Origin of the sequence: Paracidovorax wautersii, assembly GCF_900113035.1 — a bacterium.
GTDB classification, from domain to species: Bacteria; Pseudomonadota; Gammaproteobacteria; order Burkholderiales; family Burkholderiaceae_C; genus Paracidovorax; species Paracidovorax wautersii.
On sequence record NZ_FONX01000022.1, the window covers coordinates 42,049 to 64,806 of the forward strand.

Here is a 22,758-nt window from a genome sequence, read left to right on the forward strand (position 1 = left end):
TGGCAAAGCCCTACACTCCAGCGCTCATGCCTCACTCTGCTTCCACTCCCCCCTTCTGGACACCGTCGGTGCTGCTGACGCTGGCGTTCGCCGCCCTGCTGCTGGCCGGCCTGGCGCTGCGCTTCTGGCTGGCCACGCGCCAGGTCCGCCACGTGGCGCGCCACCGCAGCGCCGTGCCTGCCGCCTTCGCTGGCCGCATCCCGCTGGCCGCCCATCAGAAAGCGGCCGACTACACCATCGCCAAGACCCGCTTCGGCCTGCTGGAGATGGCGATCTCGGCCGCCGTCACGCTGGGCTGGACCCTGCTGGGCGGCCTGGACATGCTCAACCGCGCCCTGCTGGAATGGCTGGGCGGCGGCATGCTGCAGCAGCTGGCGCTGCTGGGCGCCTTCGCGCTGATCGGCGGACTGATCGACCTGCCGACCACGCTCTACAAGACCTTCGTCATCGAGCAGCGCTTCGGCTTCAACAAGATGACGCCGCGCCTGTGGCTGGGCGACCTGCTCAAGTCCACGCTGATGGGCGCGATCGTGGGGCTGCCCATCGCCGCGCTCATCCTGTGGCTGATGGGCTCGGCCGGCCCGGTGTGGTGGCTCTGGGCCTGGGCCGTCTGGATGGGCTTCAACCTGCTGCTGATGGTGATCTACCCGCTCTTCATCGCGCCGCTCTTCAACAAGTTCCAGCCGCTGCAGGACGAATCGCTCAAGGCCCGCGTGACGGCGCTGATGCAGCGCTGCGGCTTCGCCGCCAAAGGCCTGTTCGTGATGGACGGCAGCCGCCGCAGCGCCCATGCCAACGCCTACTTCACCGGCTTCGGCGCGGCCAAGCGCGTGGTGTTCTACGACACGCTGCTGCGCCAGCTGAGCTCCGGCGAGGTCGAGGCCGTGCTGGCCCACGAGCTGGGCCACTTCAAGCACCGCCACATCGTCAAGCGCATCGTGAGCCTGTTCGCGCTGAGCCTGGCGGGCTTCGCGCTGCTGGGCTGGCTGAGCACGCAGTTCTGGTTCTACACGGGCCTGGGCGTGGTGCCCAACCTGATGCTGCCGGGCCTGGCGCCCGCCGCGCCCAACGACGCGCTGGCGCTGCTGCTCTTCCTGCTCGCCGCGCCCGTCTTCACGGTGTTCATCTCGCCGCTCTTTGCGCAGATCTCGCGCCGCCATGAATTCGAGGCCGACGCCTATGCCATGGCGCAGGCCAGCGGCAGCGACCTGGCCGCCGCGCTGCTCAAGCTCTACGAAGACAACGCCTCCACGCTCACGCCCGATCCGGTGTACGTGAAGTTCTACTACTCGCATCCGCCGGCCAGCGAACGCCTGGCCCGCATGCCCACCCCGAGCCCGATGCCGTCATGAGCACTCCATCCATGTTCCCCCGCAAAGACTGGTCCCAGGAGCCCCGCCGGGCGCTGACGGCCACCGAAGTCGTCACCCGGCTGGCCGAGCTGAACGGCTGGGCGCTGAGCGGCGACGGCGCCGCCGTGGCCATCGAGAAGACCTACCGCTTCGCCAACTACCACGAGACCATGGCCTTCGTGAACGCGGTGGCCTTCATCGCCCACGCGCAGGACCACCACCCCGACCTGTCGGTGCACTACAACCGCTGCGTGGTGCGCCTGAACACGCACGACGTGGGCGGCATCTCGGCCACCGACATCGACTGCGCGGCGCGTTTCGACGCCCTGCTGGCCGCATGACGCGCTCCGCCTCCTCGCCGCTGCGCTGCCATGGCTGAGCGCAGCGCCCTGTACGAAGGCCTGGTGGTAGCCAGCCACGGCCGCCACTGCCTGGTCGAATCGCCCGACGGCAGCCGCCGCATCTGCCACCCGCGCGGCAAGAAGAGCCAGGCCGTGGTGGGCGACCGCGTGCTCTGGCAGGCGCCGCCGCCCGGCCAGGGCGAGGAAGGCACGATCGAGCGCGTGCAGGAGCGCCGCAACCTCTTCTACCGGCAGGACGAGATCCGCACCAAGTCCTTCGCGGCCAACCTCGACCAGGTGCTGATCCTGATCGCGGCCGAGCCGGTGTTCTCCGAAAGCCAGCTGGCGCGCGCGCTGATCGCGGCCGAGGCCGAGCGCATCCAGCCGCTGATCGCACTCAACAAGAGCGATCTGGTCGAGCCCTTCGCCCGCGCCTGGGAGCGCCTGCTGCCCTACCGCCACATGGGCGGCGACGGCAGCGAGGGCGGCCACACCGCCAGCCACCATTACCGCGTGCTGCCGCTCTCGCTCTCCGAATCGGCCGAGGTGGACCGCCAGGCGCTGCTGGAGCTGCTGCGCGGCAAGACCACGCTGGTGCTCGGCCCCTCGGGTTCGGGCAAGAGCACGCTCATCAACCTGCTGGTGCCCGGCGCGACGGTGCTGACCGGCGAGATCTCGCAGGCGCTCAACTCCGGCAAGCACACCACCACGAGCACGACGCTCTACTGGGTGGACCCGCAGGAGCGCACCACCGCGCTCATCGATTCGCCCGGCTTTCAGGAATTCGGCCTGCACCACATCGGCCCGGCCGATCTGCCGCGCCTGATGCCCGACATCGGCCTGCATGCGGAGCACTGCCGCTTCTACAACTGCACCCACCTGCACGAGCCGGGCTGCGCGGTGATGGAGCATGTGGACGGCCTGCAGGGCGAATCACGCACCGGCCCGGGCACCATCAGCGCCAGCCGCTACCAGATCTACGCCAACCTGTTCGCGGAACTGAGCGAGACGCGGCGCTGGTGAGTTCCGGCCCGGATCAGGGCCAAAACGGGCTGCAGCGCTTGAAGAACAAGCGCTGGCAGCTATAAAAACAATAGCAATCAGCCCAGCAGGCGCGCGAAGGTCAGCAGCGCCAGCAGCAGCATCCACACCACCACCGAACGCCAGACCAGGCCCACCACGCTGCGCAGATGCCCGATCTCGGGCGTTCGGCCGGGCGTGCTGTCGCTGTCGGCATCGGCCTCTACGGCGTCGATCACCGCCGGGTCGATCGCGGCAACCTGCGGGTCGATGCGCGTGCGCAGGGCCTCGCCGCCCAGCCGCACGTTGATGGCGCCGGCCGTGGCCGCCAGCACCACGCCGTCGTTGTCGTTGGGAAAGCGCTGTGCGTGGAAGCGCCAGCCGTCGATGGCCTCCTCGAAGCTGCCCACCACGGCGAAGCTCAGGGCCGTGAGGCGCGCGGGCAGCCAGTCGATCGCCGTCCAGGCCCGGTCGGCGGCATGCAGCAGCGCCGCGCTGGGTGGGTGGTCGGAGATGCGCAGGGCCTGCTCCTTCCAGTGGCGCGCCACGAATTCGGCCATGCGGTAGAGCACCGCGCCGGCCGGCCCCAGGCCCAGCGCCGCCAGCAGCGAGAAACAGGCCAGCACGCCGAAGACATGGCGGTGCGCGGCGATCACCGAATACTCGATGACGTGGCGCACGATCTCGCTGCGCGGCAGATCGCGCGCATCGACCTGCTGCCACGCGGCCAGCTGCGCCCGCGCCCGGTTCTCGTCGCCCTCTTCCAGCGCGTCGCGGATGCCGGTGAAGTGGTGGCTGAACTGGCGAAAGCCCAGCGTGAGGTAGAGCACCGCCACGTTCCAGACCATGGCCACCGGCCAGCCGATCCAGTGCAGCAGCAGCCAATGCACCAGCAGCGCGAGGAAGGTGGGCACCAGCACCGCGAGGCTCCAGGCGGCCCAGCCCTGCGCGGCGCTGCCGGCGTCGAAATTGCGCCGCACCGACAGCGCCCAGGCGCGCACGCCCGCATGGGCGGGATGGGTGCGCGCCAACGGGCGGGCCTGCTCGATCAGCAAGGCGAACAAGATGGCGAAGAAGCTCATGGAGGCCAATGATAGCGAGGCCCCTTTTCCGCACCGCTCCGGGCCCGCGTGAGCGGCCACGGCAGGCCGCAGCCCGGCTGCCGAGCGCCGCGTCAGGCCAGGAGGAAGCGGTAGAAATTGCGCAGCATGCCGGCGGTAGCGCCCCAGATGTAGCGCTCCTTCGCGCCGTCGGCATAGGGCATGGCGAACCATTCGCGCTCCAGCCCCTGCCAGGCCATGCGCTGGCGGCGGTGGTGCGCGGGGTCGAGCAAGAAGTCGAGCGGCACCTCGAACACGTCGGCCACTTCATAAGGGTTGGGCCGCAGCACGCAATCGGGCTGCACCAGCGCGACCACCGGCGTGATGATGAAGGCGCTGCCCGTCACATAGGTGGGCAGGGAGCCGAGCACCTCGACGAAGCGGGCTTCGAGGCCGACCTCTTCCCAGGCCTCGCGCAGGGCCGTGGCAGCGGGGTCGGCATCTTCGGGATCGGCCCGCCCGCCGGGAAAAGCGACCTGGCCGGAATGCTGCGACAGGTGCGCCGTGCGCTCGGTGAGCAGCACCGTGGGCCGCTCGCGCAGCACGATGGGCACCAGCACGGCGGCGTGCGAGGGCGCGCGGTCGGTGAAGGCGCGCTCAAGCACCACCTCGGGCTCCCAGTGCGGCGCATGCGCGAAGCGCTGGCGCAGCGCCTCGGGCGTCTGCGCGGCGCGCGGCACGGCCGGCAGGTGCGCATCCACGCCGGAGACGGGCACCGTGCGCGGGTCGAACGTCGGCAGACGGGCCGCGGGCGGGATGACGGAAGAGACTGGCACCACGGGCGGCTGCGCGGAAGGCGCAATGGGCACGGCGGGCGCGATGGCCGAGGTGGGCGCGGAAGGTGCGCCATCGGCGGGCGCCGGAACGGGAGGCACGGCGGAAGGCGGCAAGGTCATGCGGCGGGCACCCAAGAAAAAGCCGCTACGGCTTGCGCGGTAGCGGCGGGAGGCCAGGATTCTGGCGCAGGCCTGGACGGAAGATGCCAGGCCTGGAGGCGCATCAAGCGGCTGCTGCGGCCTTGTTGACGCGCGAAGGCAGCTTTTCCTTGATACGTGCCGACTTGCCGCTGCGGTCACGCAGGTAGTACAGCTTGGCACGGCGCACATCGCCGCGGCGCTTGACTTCGATGCTGGCGATCAGCGGGCTGTAGGTCTGGAACGTACGTTCCACGCCTTCGCCGCTGGAGATCTTGCGCACGGTGAAGCCGCTGTTGAGGCCACGGTTGCGCTTGGCGATCACCACGCCTTCGTAGGCCTGAACGCGCTTGCGGGTACCTTCCACCACGTTCACGTTGACGATCACGGTGTCGCCAGGTGCGAATTCGGGGATGGTCTTGTTCAAGCGGGCGATTTCTTCCTGCTCGAGGGTCTGGATCAGATTCATGGTTACTTCCTACCGATCATGTCCGCGCCAGAAATTGGCATGGGCGCCCGGATTGGCGCCTCAAATGCTGCACACGGCATGTGGAAGCAGCGGCCGGCCAGAGGATCGAAGAGCCCAGGATTATAGCAAGTCGCCCAGCCGGGAGACAACCGCTTCGTCGGCGCGGCTCAGCAGGCCCTGCGCGCGGGCGGCTTCGATCAGGTCCGGGCGGTGGCGCGCGGTGAGCGCCAGTCGCTGGTCGCGGCGCCAGCGCTCGATCTGCGCATGGTGGCCCGAGAGCAGCGGCGCGGGCACGGCGCGGCCGGCCCACTCCTCGGGGCGGGTGTAGTGGGGGCAGTCCAGCAGGCCGTCGAGCGCGGGGTTGAAGCTGTCGAGCTGGTGGCTGCCCTCGTCGTTCAGCACGCCGGGCTGCAGGCGGGCCACGGCGTCGATCAGCGCCATGGCCGGAATCTCGCCGCCCGAAAGCACGAAGTCGCCCAGGCTCAGCTGCACATCGACATGCGCGTCGATGAAGCGCTGGTCGATGCCTTCATAGCGCCCGCAGAGCAGGATCGCGCCCGGCCCGGCCGACCAGCCAGCCACGCCGGCATGGTTGAGCGCCTGCCCGATGGGCGAAAACAGCACCACGGGCACGCTCGCGCCTTCGGGCGCGGCCAATGCACGGTCGGCGCGGATGGCGTTCAGGCAGCGCTCCAGCGGCTCGGCCATCATCACCATGCCCGGGCCGCCGCCGAAGGGGCGGTCATCGACGCGGCGGTAGTTGCCCTCGGCATGGTCGCGCGGGTTCCAGAGGCGCACGTCCACCTGGCCGCCGGCATAGGCGCGCCGGGTCACGCCGCTCACGAGGAACGGCGCGAACATCTCGGGAAACAGGGTGATGACGTCGAAGCGCATGGTCTGCGGCGCGGCTCGCGCGGCGAGGAGCGTCAGTAGTCCGGCTGCCAGTCCACGAGGATGCGGCGCTCGGCCAGCTTGACCTCATCGACAAAGGCCGACACGAAGGGAATCATGCGCTCGAGCGTCTTGCCTTCTTGCTCGTAGGCCAGCACCAGCGTGGTCTGCGGCCCGGTGGCCAACAGGTCGCGCACCGTGCCCAGCGCCACGCCCTCGCGGTTCACCACCTCCAGGCCGATGAGATCGACCCAGTAGAACTCGCCCTCCTGCGCCGCGGGAAAGCTCGAGCGCGACACGAAGATGCGCGCGCCGCGCAGGGCCTCGGCCGCATCGCGGTCGTCCACGCCCTCGGCCATGGCGACGATGGAATCGGAATGCTCGCGCGACTGGCGCACGGCCAGCGACACGGTGCCGCTGAAGAAGCTCTTGGCGCCCTTTTCGGCCGGCAGCAGGAACCAGTGCTTGGCCGACAGCAGGGCCTCGGGCGAGGCGCTGTAGGGCAGCACCTTGAACCAGCCCTTCACCCCCCAGGCATCGGCAATGCGGCCGACTTCCACCGCATCGGCGGGCAGGTCTGCGGGCTCTAGAACGGGCAGCTTGGACATGGCGGGCTCAGTGCAGGAAAGGAGGAAAGGACAAAGAAGACAGGCAAAGAAAAAGGGCGGGGCCCGTCAGCAGAACCAACGGAGCCCGCCCCTAGCAGCGGAATACGCAGCGATCAGGCAGCTTGCTTGGCAGCAGCTTGCTTGATCAGGCGGTCCACGGTGGGAGATGCCTGGGCGCCCACGCTCTTCCAGTACGTCAGACGGTCTTGCGCAATGCGCAGGCCTTCTTCGCTTTCCTTGGCCGTGGGGTTGTAGAAACCCAGGCGTTCGATGAAGCGGCCGTCGCGACGAACGCGCTTGTCGGCAACGACGATGTTGAAGAACGGACGGCCTTTGGAACCGCCGCGGGAGAGCCGAATCACGACCATAATGAATCCTTCGGGTGGTGCAGCCCCTACGAGGGCTGCAGAAAGTTTTGCTGCGTTTGAGACACGCGACATGGCCACCCGGCCAGCGACACGCTGCAAAGTCCGCGATTATATCCACATCTTGCCAATGCCCCTCATCCGCCCGAGCCGCGACGAAGACATCGCCGCCATTGCCGCCATCTACGCCCACCACGTCCTGCACGGCACGGGCACCTTCGAGACCACCCCGCCGACCGAAGCCGACATGGCTGCGCGCCGTGCCGACGTGCTGGGCCGCGGCCTGCCCTACCTGGTGGCGGAGCAGGACGGCCAGGTGCTGGGCTTCGCCTACTGCAACTGGTTCAAGCCGCGCCCGGCCTACCGCTTCTCGGCCGAGGACTCCATCTACGTGGCCGACGCGGCACGCGGCATGGGCCTGGGTAGCCAGCTGCTGGGCGCGCTCTGCGACGCCGCCGAAAGCGCCGGCGTGCGCAAGCTGCTGGCGGTGATCGGCGATTCGGCCAACCAGGGCTCGATCGGCGTGCACCGCTCGGCGGGTTTCACGCAGATCGGCGTGATGCGTTCGGTGGGCTGGAAGTTCGGCGCCTGGCGCGACGTGGTGCTGATGGAAAAGCCGCTGGGCGATGGCGACGCCACCCCGCCCGAGCCCGTCGGCAGCGAAGCCGCCGTCTGACCGGCAAGCCCAACTACCCGGCCGCCCCCGCACCATGAAAAGCAAGACCGTCGCCGCCTGGCTGGCCTTCGCGGGCGGGCCGCTCGGGCTGCACCGCTTCTATCTGCACGGCCTGGGCGACTGGCTGGGCTGGCTGCTGCCGATCCCCACGGCTCTCGGCGTGTACGGCATCCAGCGGGTGCAGGCGCTGGGCCAGGACGATCACCTGAGCTGGGTGCTGATCCCGCTGCTGGGCTTCACCATCGCGGGCTGCGCGCTCTGCGCCATCGTCTATGGGCTGATGTCGCCGGAGAAGTGGAACGCCCGCCACAACCCCACATCGGCGGCCGATGCGGCGCCCGGGCGCACGCAGTGGTTCACCATCTTCGCCGTCGCGCTGGCGCTGCTCGTGGGCACGGCCGTGCTGATGGCCAGCCTGGCGTTCAGCTTCCAGCGCTACTTCGAATACCAGGTCGAGGAAGCCCGCAAGATTTCGCAGTAGCCGCAGCCGGGTTCAAGGCTTTCAGGCGGCGGGCGCTTGCAGGCCGGGCGCAGGCCGCTATGAAAAACGGAGCAACCCGGGGCAGCCGCCCCGCCCCGCCCCGCCCGGCGATCAGCCCCCTCAATAGAGCTGCAGGCTGACCCAGTAGGCGATGGCCGCCACGAAGGCGCTGGCCGGAATCGTCAGGATCCACGCCCAGATGATGTTGCCCGCCACGCCCCAGCGCACGGCGCTGGCGCGCTGCGTGGAGCCCACGCCGACGATGGCGCCGGTGATGGTGTGGGTGGTGGACACCGGAATGCCCAGTGCCGTGGCCAGGAAGAGCGTCATCGCCCCGCCGGTCTCGGCGCAGAAGCCGCCCACGGGCTTGAGCTTGGTGATCTTCTGGCCCATGGTCTTGACGATGCGCCAGCCGCCGAACATGGTGCCCAGGCCGATGGCCGCATAGCAGGCGATGATGGCCCAGGTGGGCGGCGAGGTGTCCGAAGCCGATGCGTAGCCGGTGGCGATCAGCAGCAGCCAGATGATGCCGATGGTCTTCTGCGCATCGTTGCCGCCATGGCCCAGGCTGTAGGCGCCGGCCGAGAGCAGCTGCAGCCGGCGGAACCACTTGTCCACCTTGCCCGGACGGGCGCGGCGGCAGATCCAGGCCACGGCCACCATCATGAGCGAGCCCAGCAGGAAGCCCAGCAGCGGCGACACGAAGATGAAGGCCACCGTCTTCAGGATGCCGGAGGACACCAGCGCGCCTGCGCCGGCCTTGGCCATCACGGCGCCCACGATGCCGCCGATCAGCGCGTGCGACGAGCTGCTGGGAATGCCGTAGTACCAGGTGATGAGGTTCCAGCTGATGGCGCCGACCAGCGCGCCGAACACCACGTGCGTATCGACCACGCCCGGATGCACGATGCCCTTGCCGATGGTCGCCGCCACGCTCAGGTGGAAGATGAAGATGGCGACGAAGTTGAAGAAGGCGGCGAAGACCACGGCCTGGCCGGGCTTGAGCACGCCGGTGGAGACGACGGTGGCGATGGAGTTGGCCGCGTCGTGGAACCCGTTCATGAAGTCGAACAGGATGGCCAGCGCGACGAGCAGGACCACGACCCAGAGGGCGGTTTGTACGGTTGCCATGGAAAGCTGTTGGGAGCTAGAGGGGACGACCGCTGCGCGTCAGGAGTTCTCGAGGATGATGCCCTCGATCAGATTGGCCACGTCTTCGCACTTGTCGGTGATGGTTTCCAGCAACTCGTAGATGGCCTTGAGCTTGATGACCTCGCGCACGTCGGGCTCTTCGCGGAAGAGCTTGCTCATGGCGCTGCGCATCACGCGGTCGGCATCGCTTTCGAGGCGGTCGATCTCCTCGCAGGTCTTGAGCGCGGCTTCAGCCACGGCCGGATCGGCGATCTTCTCGAGCAGCTTGACGGCATCGCGCAGGCGCTCGCAGCACTTGACGCTGAGGTCGGTCAGGCGGGTGATCTCTTCGGTCATGTGGCGCACGTCGTAGAGCGCCATGGTCTCGGCCGAATCCTGGATCAGGTCGACCACGTCGTCCATCGTGTTGATGAGCGAGTGGATCTGCTCGCGGTCGATGGGCGTGATGAAGGTCTTGTGCAGCGTGCGGTTGACTTCATGCGTCACGCGGTCGGCCGCGCGCTCGGCGTTGTCCACGTCCTGGTTGTACTTGTCGCGCAGGTGCGGGTCGTTGTAGTTGGCGACCAGCTGGGAAAAGGCACGCGCTGCCTCCACGATGCGGTCCGCATGCTGATTGAACATCTCGAAGAAATTGCCTTCGCGCGGCAACAGCTTTCCAAACAACATGCGAACTCCTGAGCAGACCTGTACAAGAAATGATGACGTCGCCGTGAACTTTTTGTGACGATCCGGCGAAAGGCGCGAGTGTAACCGGGCTCCCATGGCGTCGGCAGGGTCCTACAAAAGGCCGCCCGGCACCCCATGTCTTGCCGCGGGCGCAACGCGGCGACGGCCGGCGCATAAATGGAAAGGGCACCCGAAGGTGCCCTTTGCAGACGCTTGCCGGGGCGATGCCTCGGCCAAGGGGATCACTCGCCCAGGTAGGCGGCGCGCACGCGCGGATCGCTCAGCAGGTCCTGGCCGGCGCCGGTCATGCCGATCTGGCCGGACTCCATCACGTAGCCGCGGTCGGCGATGGCCAGCGCGCGGCTGGCGTTCTGCTCGACCAGCAGGATGGTCACGCCCAAGGCGTACACATCGCGCACCACCTCGAAGATCTTGTCCACCATGATGGGCGACAGGCCCATGGAGGGCTCGTCGAGCAGCAGCACCTTGGGCTGGCTCATCAGCGCGCGGCCCATGGCCAGCATCTGCTGCTCGCCGCCGGACATGGTGCCGGCCAGCTGGTCCTTGCGTTCGCGCAGACGCGGGAAGATGGTGAACATCTTCTCGATGTCGGCCTGGATGCCGGCCTTGTCGTTGCGGATGTAGGCGCCCATCAGCAGGTTCTCGGTGATGGTCATGCGGGCGAACACGCCGCGGCCTTCCGGCACCATGACCAGGCCCTTCTTGACGAGGTCCCACGCGCCCTTGCCCTTGATGCTCTCGCCCAGGTACTGGATGTCGCCATCGACGAAGGGCAGCGTGCCCGTGATCGCCTTCATGGTGGTGGTCTTGCCGGCGCCGTTGGAGCCGATCAGCGAGACCAGTTCGCCCTCGCGCACCTCGAAGTCCACGCCCTTGACGGCCTGGATGCCGCCGTAGGCCACTTTCAGTCCCTTGACGGCCAGCAAAACTTTGTTCGATTTCTCGGCCATCTCAGTGTCCTCCGGTGCCCAGATAGGCCTCAATCACTTTTTCGTTCTTCTGCACGTCGGCGGGATGGCCTTCGGCGATCTGCTTGCCGTAGTCGAGCACGGTCACGCGGTCGCACAGCCCCATCACCAGCTTCACGTCGTGCTCGATGAGCAGGATGGTGCGGTTGTCGTTGCGGATGCGGTCGATCAGCTCGCGCAGCTGCACCTTCTCGGTCGCGTTCATGCCGGCGGCGGGTTCGTCCAGCGCGATCAGCTGCGGATCGGTGGCCAGGGCGCGGGCGATCTCCAGGCGGCGCTGGTCGCCGTAGCTCAGCGTGCGCGCCTTGTAGTCGGCGAAGCGGCCGATGCCCACGTAGTCCAGCAGTGCCTGGGCACGGGCACGGATGGCCTGCTCTTCCCGCTTGAAGGCCTTGGTGCGGAAGACCGCGCCCAGCAGGCCCGAACGGGTGCGGATGTGGCGGCCGACCATCACGTTCTCCAGCGCCGTCATGTCGGCGAAGAGGCGGATGTTCTGGAACGTGCGGGCGATGCCCGCCTTGGCCACCTCATGCACCGCCGTGGGTTCATAGGGCCTGCCGGCCAGCGCGAAGCTGCCGCTGTCGGGCGTGTAGAGCCCGGTGATGACGTTGAAGAAGGTGGTCTTGCCGGCGCCGTTGGGGCCGATCAGGCCATAGACCTGGCCACGCTGGATGGTGATGCCCACGTCGGACAGGGCCTGCAGCCCGCCGAAGCGCTTGGAAATGCCGGAGACCTGCAGCACCACATCTTTGGAATTTTCTGCCATTGCTAACTTTCCGCGGTGTTGTTGTCAGTTCTTCTGCGTGAGGCTCTTGCCGTGCTCGGGCGCGGGCCAGAGGCCGCGCGGACGCAGCAGCATGATGACGATCATGGCCAGCGCGATCAGCAGCTGGCGCAGGATGGACGCGTCGAGGCGGCCGTCGGTCATGGACTGCAGCGGGCCGGCCACGTAGCGCAGCACTTCAGGCAGCGCCGACAGCAGCACGGCACCCAGGATCACGCCGGGAATGTGGCCGATGCCGCCCAGCACCACCATGGCGACGATCATCACCGACTCCATCAGGCTGAAGGACTCGGGCGAGACGAAGCCCTGGAACGCGCCGAACATGCTGCCCGCCACGCCGCCGAACGAAGCGCCCATGCCGAAGGCCAGCAGCTTCATGTTGCGGGTGTTGATGCCCATGGCCTTGGCGGCGATCTCGTCTTCGCGGATGGCCATCCAGGCGCGGCCGATGCGCGAATCCTGCAGGCGATAGCAGATCACCACGCTCGCGACGACCAGCACCAGGAAGAGGTAGTAGTAGAGCGTGACGGAGTTGATGTCGTAGCCGAACAGCTCCAGCCGCCGCCCCAGGTCGAGCCCGAAGATCTTGACCGAATCGATCTGGCCGATGCCCTTGGGGCCGTTGGTCAGGTTGATGGGGTGGTCCAGGTTGTTCAGGAAGATGCGGATGATCTCGCCGAAGCCCAGCGTCACGATGGCCAGGTAGTCGCCCCGCAGCTTGAGCGTAGGCGCCCCGAGCATCGCCCCGCATATCGCCGCGACGAGCGCCGCGAGCGGTATGACGATCCAGAGCGAGGTGTGCAGGCCGTTCGGGAACATCGCGGCGAAGCCGGCGAAGTTGTCGGACAGCTGGGGCGAGGCCATCAGCGCGAACAGATAGGCGCCCACGGCGTAGAAGGCCACGTAGCCGAGGTCGAGCAGGCCGGCGTAGCCGACCACGATGTTCAGGCCCAGGGCCAGCATCACGTAGAGCAGCGCCAGATCGGCGATACGCACCCAAGCGTTGCCGAAGAACTGCAGCAGCAGCGGCAGCACCAGCAGTGCGATGCCGCCCAGGATCCATTGGACTTTGGTGTTTTTCATGGTGTGTCCCTCTCGGTCAGGCGCGATCGGCCACACGTTCGCCCAGCAGGCCCGAGGGGCGCAGCGTGAGGATGATGATGAGCACGATGAAGGCGAAGATGTCGGCGTAGTTGCTGCCCAGGATGCCGCCCGTCAGGGTGCCGATATAGCCCGAGCCGATGGCCTCGATGAGCCCCAGCAGGATGCCGCCGACCACCGCGCCGGCCAGGTTGCCGATGCCGCCGAACACAGCCGCCGTGAAGGCCTTCAGGCCGGGCAGGAAGCCCATGGTGTGCTGCGCCGTGCCGTAGTTGGACGCATACATGATGCCGGCGATGGCGGCCAGCACCGCGCCGATGATGAAGGTGGCCGAGATGACCATGTCGGGCTTGACGCCCATCAGCGCCGCGACGCGCGGGTTCTCCGCCGTGGCACGCATGGCGCGGCCCAGGCGGGTGTAGTTCACCAGGTACATCAGCGATGCCAGGGCCACCACGGTCACGCCCAGGATCAGGATCTGGGTGGAGGTGATCACCGCGCCGCCGATGTTGAACGGCGTGGTGGGCAGCAGCGTGGGATAGGGCTTGTAGTTCGGCTTCCAGATGATCATCGCCAGCGTCTGCAGCAGGATGGACATGCCGATCGCGGTGATGAGCGGAGCCAGCCGGGGGCTGCTGCGCAGCGGCCTGTAGGCCACCTTTTCGATCACGAAGTTGAGCGTGGCCGCCACGATGCACGCGATGATGGTGGCCAGCAGCAGGATCAGCCAGCCGGGCGCGCCGGGCATGGCCTCTTGCATCAGGCCGATGCAGCTCCAACTGGTGAGGGCGCCGATCATGAGCACCTCGCCGTGGGCGAAGTTGATCAGCTGAATGATGCCGTACACCATCGTATAGCCCAGGGCTATCAATGCGTACATGCTGCCGAGTACCAGACCGTTGATGATCTGTTGCAGCAAGATATCCATAAGAAAAGGTCCTTCGTTTGTGACGCGCCCATTGCGCAGGCACCAGGGCTCGGTGCAGCCTTGTGGGCCAGCGGCCATGTAGCAAAAAACCCGCCAGGACGAGTACCGTGCGGGTTTAGGTGGCGGGATTGTAGCCAGTTGCTTTCGTGCCGGCCGAGAGCCTACGGACGGGGTTTTCCCTGGAAAGATCGAGCCATCAGTCTCGAACGCTGCTCATTAGAAATTGTGATGAACCGATAGGCGTCACGCAGCGTCGTCGTCCGGGCGGGCCTGGCCGGCGGCTTCGTTGCGGGCGCGCAGCTCGTCCATCTTCTGCCCGATCTTGATTTCCAGCCCGCGCGGCACCGGGCGGTAGAAGCCCGGCGGCTCCATGCCTTCGGGCAGGTAGTTCTCGCCGGCCGCGAAGCCGCCCTCCTCGTCGTGCGCGTAGCGGTAGCCTTTGCCGTAGTCCAGCGTCTTCATCAGCTGGGTGGGTGCGTTGCGCAGATGCATGGGCACCGGCCGCGTGCCGTCGGCCTTGATGTGGGCCCGCGCGGCGTTGTAGGCCTTGTAGGCGGCGTTGGACTTGGGCGCCACGGCCAGGTAGATCACGCACTCGGCCAGCGCCAGCTCGCCCTCGGGCGAACCCAGGCGCTCATAGACCTCGGACGCGTCCAGCGCCAGGCGCAGCGCGCGCGGGTCGGCCAGGCCGATGTCTTCGCTGGCCATGCGCACCAGGCGGCGGGCCATGTAGCGCGGGTCGGCGCCGCCGTCGAGCATGCGCACGAACCAGTAGAGCGCAGCGTCGGGATCGGAGCCGCGCACCGACTTGTGCAGCGCGCTGATGGTGTCGTAGAACTGCTCGCCGCCCTTGTCGTAGCGCCGCATGCGCTCGCCCAGCACCTTGAGCAGCCAGTCGTCCGCGATGGTTTCCAGCCGCTCCTGCGTGGCCGCCATGGCCAGCGTCTCCAGCGTGTTGAGCAGGCGCCGGGCATCGCCGTCGGCATAGGCGATGAGGCGGTCGATTGCTACGTCTTCGATAGCAGGCAGCGCTTGCATCTCCTGGGCCAGGGCCACGATCCGCTTGAGGTCTTCGGCCGCGAGCGGCTGCAGCACATAGACGGCGGCACGCGAGAGCAGCGCCGAATTCACCTCGAACGAGGGGTTCTCGGTCGTCGCGCCGATGAAGGTGAAGAGGCCCGATTCGACGTGCGGCAGGAAGGCGTCCTGCTGGCTCTTGTTGAAGCGGTGCACCTCGTCCACGAAGACGATGGTGCGCTGCTGCATCAGGCCGTCGCGCGCGGACTCGGCCCGCTCCACGGCTTCGCGGATGTCCTTCACGCCGCCCAGCACAGCGCTGATGCTGATGAACTGAGCGTCGAACGCGTCGGCCATCAGCCGGGCGATGGTGGTCTTGCCCACGCCGGGCGGCCCCCAGAGGATGCAGCTGTGCGGGCGGCCCGACTCGAAGGCCAGCCGCAGCGGCATGCCCGGGCCCAGCACCTGCTGCTGGCCGATGACCTCGCCCAGCGTGCGCGGGCGCAGGCGCTCGGCCAGGGGTTGGTGGGCTTGGGGCGATGGCGCGGCGGAGGGTCTGGCGTTCATGGACTGGGGCAAAAGATTCGATCGGAGCAGGAAGCGCCCGGCGCGACAGGGCTTGGCAAAGCGGGGCCGCTATGCTGCCAGCCCTTGCATTCTTCGTCGGGAAACCTGCCCATGCTATCCACCGCCGCCGCCATCGTCGTCGCGCTGATCGCGCTGCTCCACATCTATATCTTGGTGCTGGAGATGTTCCTGTGGGACAAGCCCGCCGGTTTGCGGGCTTTCGGCATGACGCAGGAAAAAGCCACGGCCACCAAGGTGCTGGGGGCCAACCAGGGCCTCTACAACGGCTTTCTCGCGGCGGGGCTGCTGTGGGGCCTGTGGCTGGGCGGGGCCTTCGGGCAGCAGGTGCAGATGTTCTTCCTGCTCTGCGTGCTGGTGGCCGGCGTGTTCGGCGCGCTGACCGCCAGCCGCAAGATCCTGTTCATCCAGGCCGTGCCGGCGACCATCGGCCTGCTGCTGGTGCTGGCGGCGCGCTGATCCGCACCGCCCGCAGCCTTAGAACGTGAACACGTTCTTACTGCTTCACCACGTCGGCACCGGCCGGCGGCTTGAACTGGAAGACCGAGGCCGGCAGCGAGGTATTGGTCTGCATGGACGTGAAGCGGATCTGCGAGCGCTGGCCGAAGCTGTCCTGGATGTCGAGCGCCGCCAGGTTCTCGCCGGCGAAGCCCACGCGCACGCTCTTGAGCTGGCCGTCGGGCGACTTCGGGCTCGCCACTACCCACTGCAGGCCATCCTGCTCGGGCGCTGACTGCAGCGTGAATTCCTTCTGCAGCGCCTGCAGATCGGGCGCGGAAGCCAGCAGCGCGGCGGGTGTGGAGCCCAGGGCCTTGTCCTGCGCGCGCTGGGTGACCTGGTTCAGGTCGGCGTCGTAGAGCCAGAGCGTCTTGCCGTCGGCGACGATGGTCTGCTCGAACGGCTTCTTGTAGGCGAACTTGAAGCGGCCCGGGCGCTGGAATTCGAAGCTGCCGGTGGAGGTCTTCACGCGCGGGGCCTGGCCGTCCTTGGACGGAGAGGTCACGGTCTGGGTGAAGTCGGACTTGCCGGACTGCACGCCGCGCATGAAAGATTCCAGGCTTTTCAGGCCGTCAGCGCTGGCGGACTGGGCGCCAGCAGCTATCAAAACAATAGCGATCCACTGCTTCATGGGGTCTCCTTGGGGCCAGAGGCCGGGCCTTGTCACCTGGGGGCGGAATGCGGGCGATTCAAGATGGGCCGCCTGCCGGCCCGCTCCTCGATGGTGCGCCGGTGACGGCGCAGCGGCTCACTCGCCGCGGTTGGGCACCAGCACCTCGCGCTGGCCGCTGGCCGTGAGGGCGCTGACGAGGCCGGCCTTTTCCATGTCTTCGAGCAGGCGGGCCGAACGGTTGTAGCCGATGCGCAGCTTGCGCTGCACGTAGGAGATGCTGGCCTTGCGGTCCTTGAGCACCACCTCCACCGCCTGGTCGTACATCGGGTCCTTCTCGCCGCCTTCGCTGCCGCCGCCCTCGCCGAAGGCACCATCTTCGCCATCGACGGTGCCGCCTTCGAGCAGGCCTTCGACGTAGTCGGGCTCGCCCTGGCTCTTGAGGTAGCTGACCACGCGGTGGACTTCATCGTCGGAAACGAAGGCGCCGTGCACGCGGATGGGCAGGCCGGTGCCGCTGGCCATGTAGAGCATGTCGCCCATGCCCAGCAACGCCTCGGCGCCCATCTGGTCCAGGATGGTACGGCTGTCGATCTTGCTGCTCACCTGGAAGGCGATGCGGGTCGGGATGTTGGCCTTGATGAGGCCGGTGATCACGTCCACGCTGGGCCGCTGCGTGGCCAGAATGAGGTGGATGCCGGCCGCGCGCGCCTTCTGCGCCAGCCGGGCGATCAGCTCCTCGATCTTCTTGCCCACGACCATCATCAGGTCGGCCAGCTCGTCGATGACCACCACGATGTGCGGCAGGCGCTGCAGCGGCTCGGGCTCCTCGGGCGTCAGGCTGAAGGGGTTGTAGATGAACTCCTCGCGCGCCTTGGCCTCGTCGATCTTGACGTTGTAGCCCGCCAGGTTGCGCACGCCCAGCTTGGACATGAGCTTGTAGCGCCGCTCCATCTCGGCCACGCACCAGTTCAGGCCGTTGGCGGCCTGCTTCATGTCGGTGACCACGGGCGCGAGCAGGTGCGGGATGCCTTCATAGACCGACATTTCCAGCATCTTGGGGTCGATCATCAAGAGCCGCACGTCGCGCGCCTCGGCCTTGTAGAGCAGCGAGAGGATCATGGCGTTGATCCCCACCGACTTGCCCGAGCCGGTCGTGCCGGCCACCAGCACGTGCGGCATCTTGGCGAGGTCGGCCACCACCGGGTTGCCCACGATGTCCTTGCCCAGGCCCATGGTGAGCATGCTCTTGGCCTCGTGGTAGATGTGCGATCCCAGGATCTCCGAGAGGCGGATCGACTGGCGCTTGGCATTGGGCAGCTCCAGCGCCATGAAGTTCTTGCCGGGAATGGTCTCGATCACGCGGATGGAGACCAGCGAGAGCGAGCGCGCCAGATCCTTGGCGAGATTGACGATCTGCGAGCCCTTCACGCCGGTGGCGGGCTCGATCTCGTAGCGCGTGATGACCGGCCCGGGCATGGCCGCGACCACGCGCACTTCGACGCCGAAATCCTTGAGCTTCTTCTCGATCAGGCGGCTGGTCATCTCCAGCGTCTCGGGCGCCACGGTCTCCTGGCGCGCCAGCGGGCCGTCGAGCAGGTCCACCTGCGGCAGGCGGCTGTCGGGCATTTCGGTGAAGAGCGGCTTCTGCCGCTCCTTGACCACGCGCGCGCTCTGCGGCACGTCGTGCAGCACCGGCTCGATGATGTGGACGGGCTGCGGGTGGTGCTCCTCGGCCTCGTGGCGCTCTTCCTGCACCACCTCTTCACGCTCGCGCGCCGCGCGCTTGCCCACCGCCACGTCGCGCGCCTGCTCGCGCTTGGCGCGGCCGAACTGCACCAGCCCTTCGAGGCGCCCGCCCAGGCGCTCGGCCACGTTCCCCCACGAGAAGCGGAACACCAGGGCCGCGCCCAGCACCACCAGCATCACGCCCACCAGGCCCGAGCCGGTGAAGCCCAGCCACTTCACGCCGAGCTGGCCCATGGCATAGCCCAGCACGCCGCCCGCCTTGCCGGGCAGCAGCGATTCGAAACGGTAGAGACGCGACCATTCCAGCCCCGTGCTCGCGCACAGCAAGATGGCCAGCCCACCCCAGAACAGCACGCGCCGCAGCCAGGGTGCATGCGCGCCCGCCTCCACCGCGCCGCCGCTCATCCAGCGCGCCAGCGATGCCAGCCAGGCGCGCACGCCGGCCGCCAAGCACCACCAGACCGAAAAGCCCAGCGCGAAATAGCTGCAGTCCGCCAGCCAGGCGCCGGAGCGCCCCGCCCAGTTGGTCACCAGCCGGCCGTCGTTGGCGCCCGAGGTGGACCAGGCCGGATCGTGGCCGGAATAGCTGACCAGCGCCAGCAGCCAGAAGACCAGGGCCAGCAGGCCCAGCACGAGGCCGATTTCGTGGCCGAAGCGTGCCGCGCCACTGCGGGGCGCGGACTTCGCGGAGGACGAAGCGTTCAGGGTATTGAGGGAATAGGTCATATCGAAAAATGCGCGGCGAAGCTTACCCGATGGGCTTGTCACGACCTGTCACAGCCGGCCATGCGCCCGAATGGCCTGCCCTCGCCGGGGTCGGTCATCGGTTCTTACAATCGCGGCCATTAATAAGCCGCCGCCCCGGACGGCCCCCGCGCGTCCATACTCGCTGGAGCCGCCCACCGAGGCGATCCGCGCCCGGCCAAGTACCCGGCCAGGCGCCAACCAACCCTTTCCTTCCTGATCCCGTCATGTCGAACACCCAGCACGCCAAAGTCATGATCCTCGGCTCCGGCCCCGCCGGCTACACCGCCGCCGTCTATGCCGCCCGCGCCAACCTGAACCCGGTGCTCATCACCGGCATGGCCCAGGGCGGCCAGCTGATGACCACGACCGAGGTGGACAACTGGCCCGCCGACGTGAACGGCGTGCAGGGCCCCGAGCTGATGCAGCGCTTCCTGGAGCACGCCGAGCGCTTCAAGACCCAGATCGTGTTCGACCACATCCACACGGTGGACTTCAGCAAGCGCCCCTTCACCCTGACGGGCGACAGCGGCACCTACACCTGCGACTCGCTGATCATCGCCACCGGCGCATCGGCCAAGTACCTGGGCCTGCCCTCCGAGGAAGCCTTCATGGGCAAGGGCGTGTCGGGCTGCGCGACTTGCGACGGCTTCTTCTACCGCGACCAGGACGTGTGCGTGGTGGGCGGCGGCAACACCGCCGTCGAGGAAGCTCTCTACCTCTCCAACATCGCCCGCAAGGTGACGCTGGTGCACCGCCGCGACAAGTTCAAGGCCGAGCCCATCCTGGTGGACAAGCTCAACGAGAAGGTCGCCGCCGGCAAGATCGAGCTCAAGACCTTCCACACGCTGGACGAAGTGCTGGGCGACGCCTCCGGCGTGACCGGCATCCGCATCAAGAGCACGCAGGACGGCAGCACGCAGGACATCGCCCTGCAAGGCTGCTTCATCGCCATCGGGCACGCGCCCAATACCGAGATCTTCAACGGCCAGCTGGCGATGGACAACGGCTACATCGTCACGCAAGGCGGCCTCAAGGGCTTCGCCACGCAGACCAGCGTGCCCGGCGTGTTCGCGGCCGGCGACGTGCAGGACCACGTTTATCGCCAGGCCATCACCAGCGCCGGCACGGGCTGCATGGCCGCGCTGGACGCACAGCGCTTCCTCGAACAGGAAGGCACGATCTAAGCCACCTCAAGGGGCCTCAAGCAAGGCGCTTGCCGCGCCCCCGCTTGAGGCCCCGGCCACGTTCAGGCTATAATCCGCGGCTTTGCTGAATTCTGCGCACTCTTTCACGGGTGCAGTGGGACGAAGGCAATCGGGTTACCGCCACCCTTTCTGGCGAGGTGAGGCCGCATGAGCAGGCCCGGCGGCACGAGCTGCAGGGCACTTCGCTTTCGGCCGTTAAAAAACTTTCGGAGTGTCCTCATGGCACGCGTATGTGAAGTCACGGGCAAAGGCCCCATGGTCGGGAACAACGTTTCCCACGCCAACAACAAGACCAAGCGCCGGTTCCTGCCGAACCTGCAATACCGCCGTTTCTGGGTTGAGAGCGAAAACCGCTGGGTGCGTCTGCGCATTTCCAACGCCGGTCTGCGCCTGATCGACAAGAACGGTATCGACGCCGTGCTCGCAGACCTGCGTGCACGCGGCCAGGCTTAAAGGAGAGCGACCATGGCAACCAAAGGCGGACGCGACAAGATCAAGCTGGAATCCACTGCGGGTACCGGCCACTTCTACACCACGACCAAGAACAAGAAGACGATGCCCGAGAAGATGCTGATCGTGAAATTCGATCCCAAGGCTCGCAAGCACGTCGAGTACAAGGAAATGAAGCTGAAGTAATCCTTCAGGTTCACTCCCTTGAACGAAGAAACCGCCCCTCAGGGCGGTTTTTTTATGCCCGCAATCCGCCGAGGCGGGCAGCGCCCGGCGCCACGGCGGCCGCCGGGCGCTGCTGGGCCGCCATGAGCTCGCCCAGCACGCGGTAGCCCTCCTCCACGCGCGGAGTGAACGGCATGCCGCAGCTCATGCGCAGGAAATGGTCGTAGCGGCCGGTGTTGGAGAACATCGCCCCCGGCGCCACGCGGATGCCGCGGGCCAGCGCCTCGTCGTAGAGCCGGCTGGTGGAAATGCCTGCAGGCAGCTCCATCCACAGGCTGATGCCGCCGGGCGGCAGGCTCAGACGGGTACCCTGCGGGAAATAGCGGGCGATGGCACGGGCGGAGGCCTCGCGCTGCTCGCGCAGCTGCACCCGCATGCGCCGCAGGTGGCGCTCGTAGGCCGGCGAGCCCACGCTGCGCGCCGCCAGCAGCTGCGACCACGACTGCATGTTGCGGGTACGGGCGAACTTGAGCATCTGCACCCGCGCATGCCAGCGGCCGGCGCTCATCCAGCCCTGGCGCAGGCCCGGGGCGAAGCTCTTGCTGAGCGATGCGCAGTAGATCACCTGGCCCGCCTCGCCCGGCCGGTCCCAGGCCTTGGCCGGACGCAGCGGCTGGGGCGATTCGACGAATTCGCGGTAGATGTCGTCCTCGACCAGCGCCAGGCCGTATTCCACGCACAGCGCCACCAGCCGCTCCTTGTGGCTGTCGGGCATGACGCTGCCCAGCGGCATCTGCAGGTGGGGCACCACCACCACGCCCTTGAGGCGCGGCTCGTTGCGCGCGGCCAGCTCCAGCGCCTCCAGCGAGATGCCGGTGCGCGGGCTGCTGGGAATCTCCAGCGCACGCAGGCCGCGCACCTCGATGGCCTGCAGGATGCCGAAGAAGGTGGGGGACTCCACCGCGATCACATCGCCCGGCTCGGCGATGGCGTCCAGCGCCAGGTTCACGGCTTCGGAATTGCCATGCGTGGCGCCGATCTCGTCGGGCGAAAGGCTGACGCCGAAGCCCAGCGCATGGCGTGCCATGGCCTGCTGGAACTCGGCATGGGTGGTCGGGGCGGACGGGCCATAGACCAGCACGTCGGGCTGCTCCCGCAGCAGGCCGATGGCCAGCCGGTTGAGCGCGGCAGCATCGAACAGGCTGGGGGCCGGCATGGCGCTGCCCAGGTCCAGCACGCCAGGCCCCGCCAGCCGGGCCTTTTCCAGGAAGACGGAGATGCGTTCGTTGATGCCGGCGAAGACCTGCGGGTCCGGCTGCAGCGGCTCGTGCACCTCGGGTTCCCGCACGGCGGGCAGCAAGGCCGCATGCGCAGGATGGCGCACGAAGTAGCCGACGCGCTCGCGCGCCTCGGCCACGCCGCGCTCTTCCAGGTGGCGCAGCACCTGCAAGGCGGTGGTGAGGCTCACCCCGTGGCGCTGGCACAGCTCCCGCACCGATGGCAGCCGCATGCCCGGCGACAGGCTGCCCGAGGCAACGGCCTGCTCGTACAGGCCGGCCAATTGGCGGTACAGGGTCGGGGCACCGCTGCCCCCGGGCGCCTCGGAGCCGTGGGTTGCAGAGGGCGGAGAGGCGATGGAGCGAAGCGGCATGGCGGTGGGGCAGTCGGGCGGAGGCGGCAGGGTGAGTGGGCTGTACAGGTGTGCCGCGCGCTACAGCCATCATGCCGCAAGCCCCTGTACGGCAACAGATACAGGCCGCGGCCGGCGGAACCATAACAGGCACCACGCCATGCACGCTGTTCCGCCTGCAGCAGCCCCTGCGTGTGCCTGTCGCGGTGCAGCCGGACTCCCTACGCTGGAGGCCTTCTCTTTACCTTCACGACCGAGGTCCGCC

Annotated in this window: 25 protein-coding genes; 9 read left to right on the forward strand and 16 right to left on the reverse strand. The window is 67.7% G+C overall.

Going from position 1 to position 22,758, the window contains the following annotated elements:
• The first annotated feature begins 26 nt into the window (after positions 1-26).
• Genes BM070_RS22020 through rsgA form a run of 3 tightly spaced genes read left to right on the forward strand, consistent with a single transcriptional unit; the run spans position 27 to position 2,716 of the window.
• The gene (locus BM070_RS22020; protein WP_092941946.1) at positions 27-1,352 is read left to right on the forward strand and encodes a M48 family metallopeptidase; all 1,326 of its coding nucleotides are present in this window, start codon (positions 27-29) and stop codon (positions 1,350-1,352) included.
• Positions 1,349-1,693: a 4a-hydroxytetrahydrobiopterin dehydratase gene (locus tag BM070_RS22025; protein WP_092941948.1), complete on the forward strand. Its 345-nt coding sequence runs from the start codon at positions 1,349-1,351 to the stop codon at positions 1,691-1,693. The genes BM070_RS22020 and BM070_RS22025 overlap by 4 nt, the downstream gene beginning before the upstream one ends.
• A gap of 30 nt (positions 1,694-1,723) precedes the next feature.
• On the forward strand, positions 1,724-2,716 hold the full coding sequence (gene rsgA, locus BM070_RS22030) for a ribosome small subunit-dependent GTPase A (protein ID WP_092941950.1): 993 nt from the start codon (positions 1,724-1,726) through the stop codon (positions 2,714-2,716).
• A 77-nt stretch (positions 2,717-2,793) separates the two neighbouring features.
• Here the strand turns inward: rsgA and BM070_RS22035 are convergent, their stop codons facing one another.
• From BM070_RS22035 to rpsP, 6 genes are all read right to left on the reverse strand, one after another.
• Positions 2,794-3,795, reverse strand: coding sequence for a CobD/CbiB family protein (locus BM070_RS22035; protein WP_092941952.1), 1,002 nt, complete (start codon positions 3,793-3,795; stop codon positions 2,794-2,796).
• A gap of 92 nt (positions 3,796-3,887) precedes the next feature.
• Positions 3,888-4,709, reverse strand: a complete 822-nt coding sequence (locus BM070_RS22040; protein ID WP_175518581.1) for a CoA pyrophosphatase — start codon at positions 4,707-4,709, stop codon at positions 3,888-3,890.
• A gap of 103 nt (positions 4,710-4,812) precedes the next feature.
• Positions 4,813-5,196, reverse strand: a complete 384-nt coding sequence (gene rplS / locus BM070_RS22045) for a 50S ribosomal protein L19 (protein ID WP_092941954.1) — start codon at positions 5,194-5,196, stop codon at positions 4,813-4,815.
• A gap of 120 nt (positions 5,197-5,316) precedes the next feature.
• Complete coding sequence (trmD, locus tag BM070_RS22050) at positions 5,317-6,090, reverse strand: tRNA (guanosine(37)-N1)-methyltransferase TrmD (RefSeq protein ID WP_092941956.1); 774 nt, start codon at positions 6,088-6,090, stop codon at positions 5,317-5,319.
• Between the two features lie 32 nt (positions 6,091-6,122).
• Positions 6,123-6,695 carry a ribosome maturation factor RimM gene (rimM, locus tag BM070_RS22055; protein ID WP_092941958.1) on the reverse strand — a complete coding sequence of 191 codons (573 nt, stop codon included), beginning with the start codon at positions 6,693-6,695 and terminating at the stop codon, positions 6,123-6,125.
• A 113-nt stretch (positions 6,696-6,808) separates the two neighbouring features.
• A complete protein-coding gene (gene rpsP / locus BM070_RS22060) occupies positions 6,809-7,063 on the reverse strand; it encodes a 30S ribosomal protein S16 (protein WP_056666976.1) in 255 nt (84 codons plus the stop codon).
• 127 nt (positions 7,064-7,190) lie between these two features.
• Between rpsP and BM070_RS22065 the strand changes: the two genes are divergently transcribed.
• Both BM070_RS22065 and BM070_RS22070 read left to right on the forward strand, forming a co-directional pair.
• Positions 7,191-7,736 (forward strand): GNAT family N-acetyltransferase, encoded by a 546-nt coding sequence (locus tag BM070_RS22065; RefSeq protein ID WP_092941960.1) that lies wholly within the window; start codon positions 7,191-7,193, stop codon positions 7,734-7,736.
• A gap of 34 nt (positions 7,737-7,770) precedes the next feature.
• Positions 7,771-8,217, forward strand: coding sequence for a TM2 domain-containing protein (locus BM070_RS22070; RefSeq protein ID WP_092941962.1), 447 nt, complete (start codon positions 7,771-7,773; stop codon positions 8,215-8,217).
• A gap of 120 nt (positions 8,218-8,337) precedes the next feature.
• On the opposite strand, the gene BM070_RS22075 is transcribed toward BM070_RS22070, so the two are convergent.
• From BM070_RS22075 to BM070_RS22105, 7 genes are all read right to left on the reverse strand, one after another.
• A complete protein-coding gene (locus tag BM070_RS22075) occupies positions 8,338-9,348 on the reverse strand; it encodes an inorganic phosphate transporter (RefSeq protein WP_092941964.1) in 1,011 nt (336 codons plus the stop codon).
• Positions 9,349-9,387: 39 nt separating this feature from the next.
• Complete coding sequence (locus tag BM070_RS22080; protein ID WP_092941966.1) at positions 9,388-10,035, reverse strand: DUF47 domain-containing protein; 648 nt, start codon at positions 10,033-10,035, stop codon at positions 9,388-9,390.
• Between the two features lie 242 nt (positions 10,036-10,277).
• Positions 10,278-11,006, reverse strand: a complete 729-nt coding sequence (locus BM070_RS22085) for an ABC transporter ATP-binding protein (RefSeq protein ID WP_092941968.1) — start codon at positions 11,004-11,006, stop codon at positions 10,278-10,280.
• Between the two features lies 1 nt (position 11,007).
• On the reverse strand, positions 11,008-11,790 hold the full coding sequence (locus tag BM070_RS22090; RefSeq protein WP_092941970.1) for an ABC transporter ATP-binding protein: 783 nt from the start codon (positions 11,788-11,790) through the stop codon (positions 11,008-11,010).
• 24 nt (positions 11,791-11,814) lie between these two features.
• Positions 11,815-12,891 (reverse strand): ABC transporter permease subunit, encoded by a 1,077-nt coding sequence (locus BM070_RS22095; RefSeq protein ID WP_092941972.1) that lies wholly within the window; start codon positions 12,889-12,891, stop codon positions 11,815-11,817.
• 16 nt (positions 12,892-12,907) lie between these two features.
• Complete coding sequence (locus tag BM070_RS22100) at positions 12,908-13,837, reverse strand: branched-chain amino acid ABC transporter permease (protein ID WP_092941974.1); 930 nt, start codon at positions 13,835-13,837, stop codon at positions 12,908-12,910.
• A 243-nt stretch (positions 13,838-14,080) separates the two neighbouring features.
• Positions 14,081-15,421 (reverse strand): replication-associated recombination protein A, encoded by a 1,341-nt coding sequence (locus BM070_RS22105; RefSeq protein WP_092941976.1) that lies wholly within the window; start codon positions 15,419-15,421, stop codon positions 14,081-14,083.
• Between the two features lie 111 nt (positions 15,422-15,532).
• On the opposite strand from BM070_RS22105, the gene BM070_RS22110 reads away from it, so the two are divergent.
• Positions 15,533-15,898 (forward strand): DUF1304 domain-containing protein, encoded by a 366-nt coding sequence (locus BM070_RS22110; RefSeq protein ID WP_092941978.1) that lies wholly within the window; start codon positions 15,533-15,535, stop codon positions 15,896-15,898.
• Between the two features lie 37 nt (positions 15,899-15,935).
• On the opposite strand, the gene lolA is transcribed toward BM070_RS22110, so the two are convergent.
• Positions 15,936-16,568, reverse strand: a complete 633-nt coding sequence (gene lolA, locus BM070_RS22115; RefSeq protein WP_092941980.1) for an outer membrane lipoprotein periplasmic chaperone LolA — start codon at positions 16,566-16,568, stop codon at positions 15,936-15,938.
• 117 nt (positions 16,569-16,685) lie between these two features.
• Positions 16,686-19,022, reverse strand: a complete 2,337-nt coding sequence (locus BM070_RS22120) for a DNA translocase FtsK (protein WP_092941982.1) — start codon at positions 19,020-19,022, stop codon at positions 16,686-16,688.
• A 245-nt stretch (positions 19,023-19,267) separates the two neighbouring features.
• Between BM070_RS22120 and trxB the strand changes: the two genes are divergently transcribed.
• From trxB to rpmG, 3 genes are all read left to right on the forward strand, one after another.
• On the forward strand, positions 19,268-20,227 hold the full coding sequence (trxB, locus tag BM070_RS22125; protein WP_092941984.1) for a thioredoxin-disulfide reductase: 960 nt from the start codon (positions 19,268-19,270) through the stop codon (positions 20,225-20,227).
• 240 nt (positions 20,228-20,467) lie between these two features.
• Positions 20,468-20,701 (forward strand): 50S ribosomal protein L28, encoded by a 234-nt coding sequence (gene rpmB, locus BM070_RS22130; protein ID WP_056667014.1) that lies wholly within the window; start codon positions 20,468-20,470, stop codon positions 20,699-20,701.
• Positions 20,702-20,713: 12 nt separating this feature from the next.
• Positions 20,714-20,884: a 50S ribosomal protein L33 gene (rpmG, locus tag BM070_RS22135; protein WP_092941986.1), complete on the forward strand. Its 171-nt coding sequence runs from the start codon at positions 20,714-20,716 to the stop codon at positions 20,882-20,884.
• Positions 20,885-20,936: 52 nt separating this feature from the next.
• Here rpmG and BM070_RS22140 read toward each other — a convergent pair whose 3' ends face one another.
• Positions 20,937-22,514 (reverse strand): aminotransferase-like domain-containing protein, encoded by a 1,578-nt coding sequence (locus BM070_RS22140; RefSeq protein WP_092941988.1) that lies wholly within the window; start codon positions 22,512-22,514, stop codon positions 20,937-20,939.
• Between the last annotated feature and the right edge of the window lie 244 nt (positions 22,515-22,758).

What these genes read in the sequence shown, in the direction of transcription:
- trxB (WP_092941984.1), top strand. Translation starts at nt 19,268, where the DNA reads ATGTCGAACACCCAGCACGCCAAAGTCATGATCCTCGGCTCCGGCCCC.
- BM070_RS22035 (WP_092941952.1), bottom strand. Translation starts at nt 3,795, where the DNA reads ATGAGCTTCTTCGCCATCTTGTTCGCCTTGCTGATCGAGCAGGCCCGC.
- BM070_RS22140 (WP_092941988.1), bottom strand. Translation starts at nt 22,514, where the DNA reads ATGCCGCTTCGCTCCATCGCCTCTCCGCCCTCTGCAACCCACGGCTCC.
- BM070_RS22020 (WP_092941946.1), top strand. Translation starts at nt 27, where the DNA reads ATGCCTCACTCTGCTTCCACTCCCCCCTTCTGGACACCGTCGGTGCTG.
- BM070_RS22120 (WP_092941982.1), bottom strand. Translation starts at nt 19,022, where the DNA reads ATGACCTATTCCCTCAATACCCTGAACGCTTCGTCCTCCGCGAAGTCC.
- BM070_RS22110 (WP_092941978.1), top strand. Translation starts at nt 15,533, where the DNA reads ATGCTATCCACCGCCGCCGCCATCGTCGTCGCGCTGATCGCGCTGCTC.
- rsgA (WP_092941950.1), top strand. Translation starts at nt 1,724, where the DNA reads ATGGCTGAGCGCAGCGCCCTGTACGAAGGCCTGGTGGTAGCCAGCCAC.
- rpmB (WP_056667014.1), top strand. Translation starts at nt 20,468, where the DNA reads ATGGCACGCGTATGTGAAGTCACGGGCAAAGGCCCCATGGTCGGGAAC.
- lolA (WP_092941980.1), bottom strand. Translation starts at nt 16,568, where the DNA reads ATGAAGCAGTGGATCGCTATTGTTTTGATAGCTGCTGGCGCCCAGTCC.
- BM070_RS22090 (WP_092941970.1), bottom strand. Translation starts at nt 11,790, where the DNA reads ATGGCAGAAAATTCCAAAGATGTGGTGCTGCAGGTCTCCGGCATTTCC.
- BM070_RS22085 (WP_092941968.1), bottom strand. Translation starts at nt 11,006, where the DNA reads ATGGCCGAGAAATCGAACAAAGTTTTGCTGGCCGTCAAGGGACTGAAA.
- BM070_RS22040 (WP_175518581.1), bottom strand. Translation starts at nt 4,709, where the DNA reads ATGACCTTGCCGCCTTCCGCCGTGCCTCCCGTTCCGGCGCCCGCCGAT.
- rpsP (WP_056666976.1), bottom strand. Translation starts at nt 7,063, where the DNA reads ATGGTCGTGATTCGGCTCTCCCGCGGCGGTTCCAAAGGCCGTCCGTTC.
- BM070_RS22100 (WP_092941974.1), bottom strand. Translation starts at nt 13,837, where the DNA reads ATGGATATCTTGCTGCAACAGATCATCAACGGTCTGGTACTCGGCAGC.
- rplS (WP_092941954.1), bottom strand. Translation starts at nt 5,196, where the DNA reads ATGAATCTGATCCAGACCCTCGAGCAGGAAGAAATCGCCCGCTTGAAC.
- BM070_RS22070 (WP_092941962.1), top strand. Translation starts at nt 7,771, where the DNA reads ATGAAAAGCAAGACCGTCGCCGCCTGGCTGGCCTTCGCGGGCGGGCCG.
- rpmG (WP_092941986.1), top strand. Translation starts at nt 20,714, where the DNA reads ATGGCAACCAAAGGCGGACGCGACAAGATCAAGCTGGAATCCACTGCG.
- BM070_RS22095 (WP_092941972.1), bottom strand. Translation starts at nt 12,891, where the DNA reads ATGAAAAACACCAAAGTCCAATGGATCCTGGGCGGCATCGCACTGCTG.
- BM070_RS22025 (WP_092941948.1), top strand. Translation starts at nt 1,349, where the DNA reads ATGAGCACTCCATCCATGTTCCCCCGCAAAGACTGGTCCCAGGAGCCC.
- BM070_RS22080 (WP_092941966.1), bottom strand. Translation starts at nt 10,035, where the DNA reads ATGTTGTTTGGAAAGCTGTTGCCGCGCGAAGGCAATTTCTTCGAGATG.
- trmD (WP_092941956.1), bottom strand. Translation starts at nt 6,090, where the DNA reads ATGCGCTTCGACGTCATCACCCTGTTTCCCGAGATGTTCGCGCCGTTC.
- rimM (WP_092941958.1), bottom strand. Translation starts at nt 6,695, where the DNA reads ATGTCCAAGCTGCCCGTTCTAGAGCCCGCAGACCTGCCCGCCGATGCG.
- BM070_RS22075 (WP_092941964.1), bottom strand. Translation starts at nt 9,348, where the DNA reads ATGGCAACCGTACAAACCGCCCTCTGGGTCGTGGTCCTGCTCGTCGCG.
- BM070_RS22065 (WP_092941960.1), top strand. Translation starts at nt 7,191, where the DNA reads ATGCCCCTCATCCGCCCGAGCCGCGACGAAGACATCGCCGCCATTGCC.
- BM070_RS22105 (WP_092941976.1), bottom strand. Translation starts at nt 15,421, where the DNA reads ATGAACGCCAGACCCTCCGCCGCGCCATCGCCCCAAGCCCACCAACCC.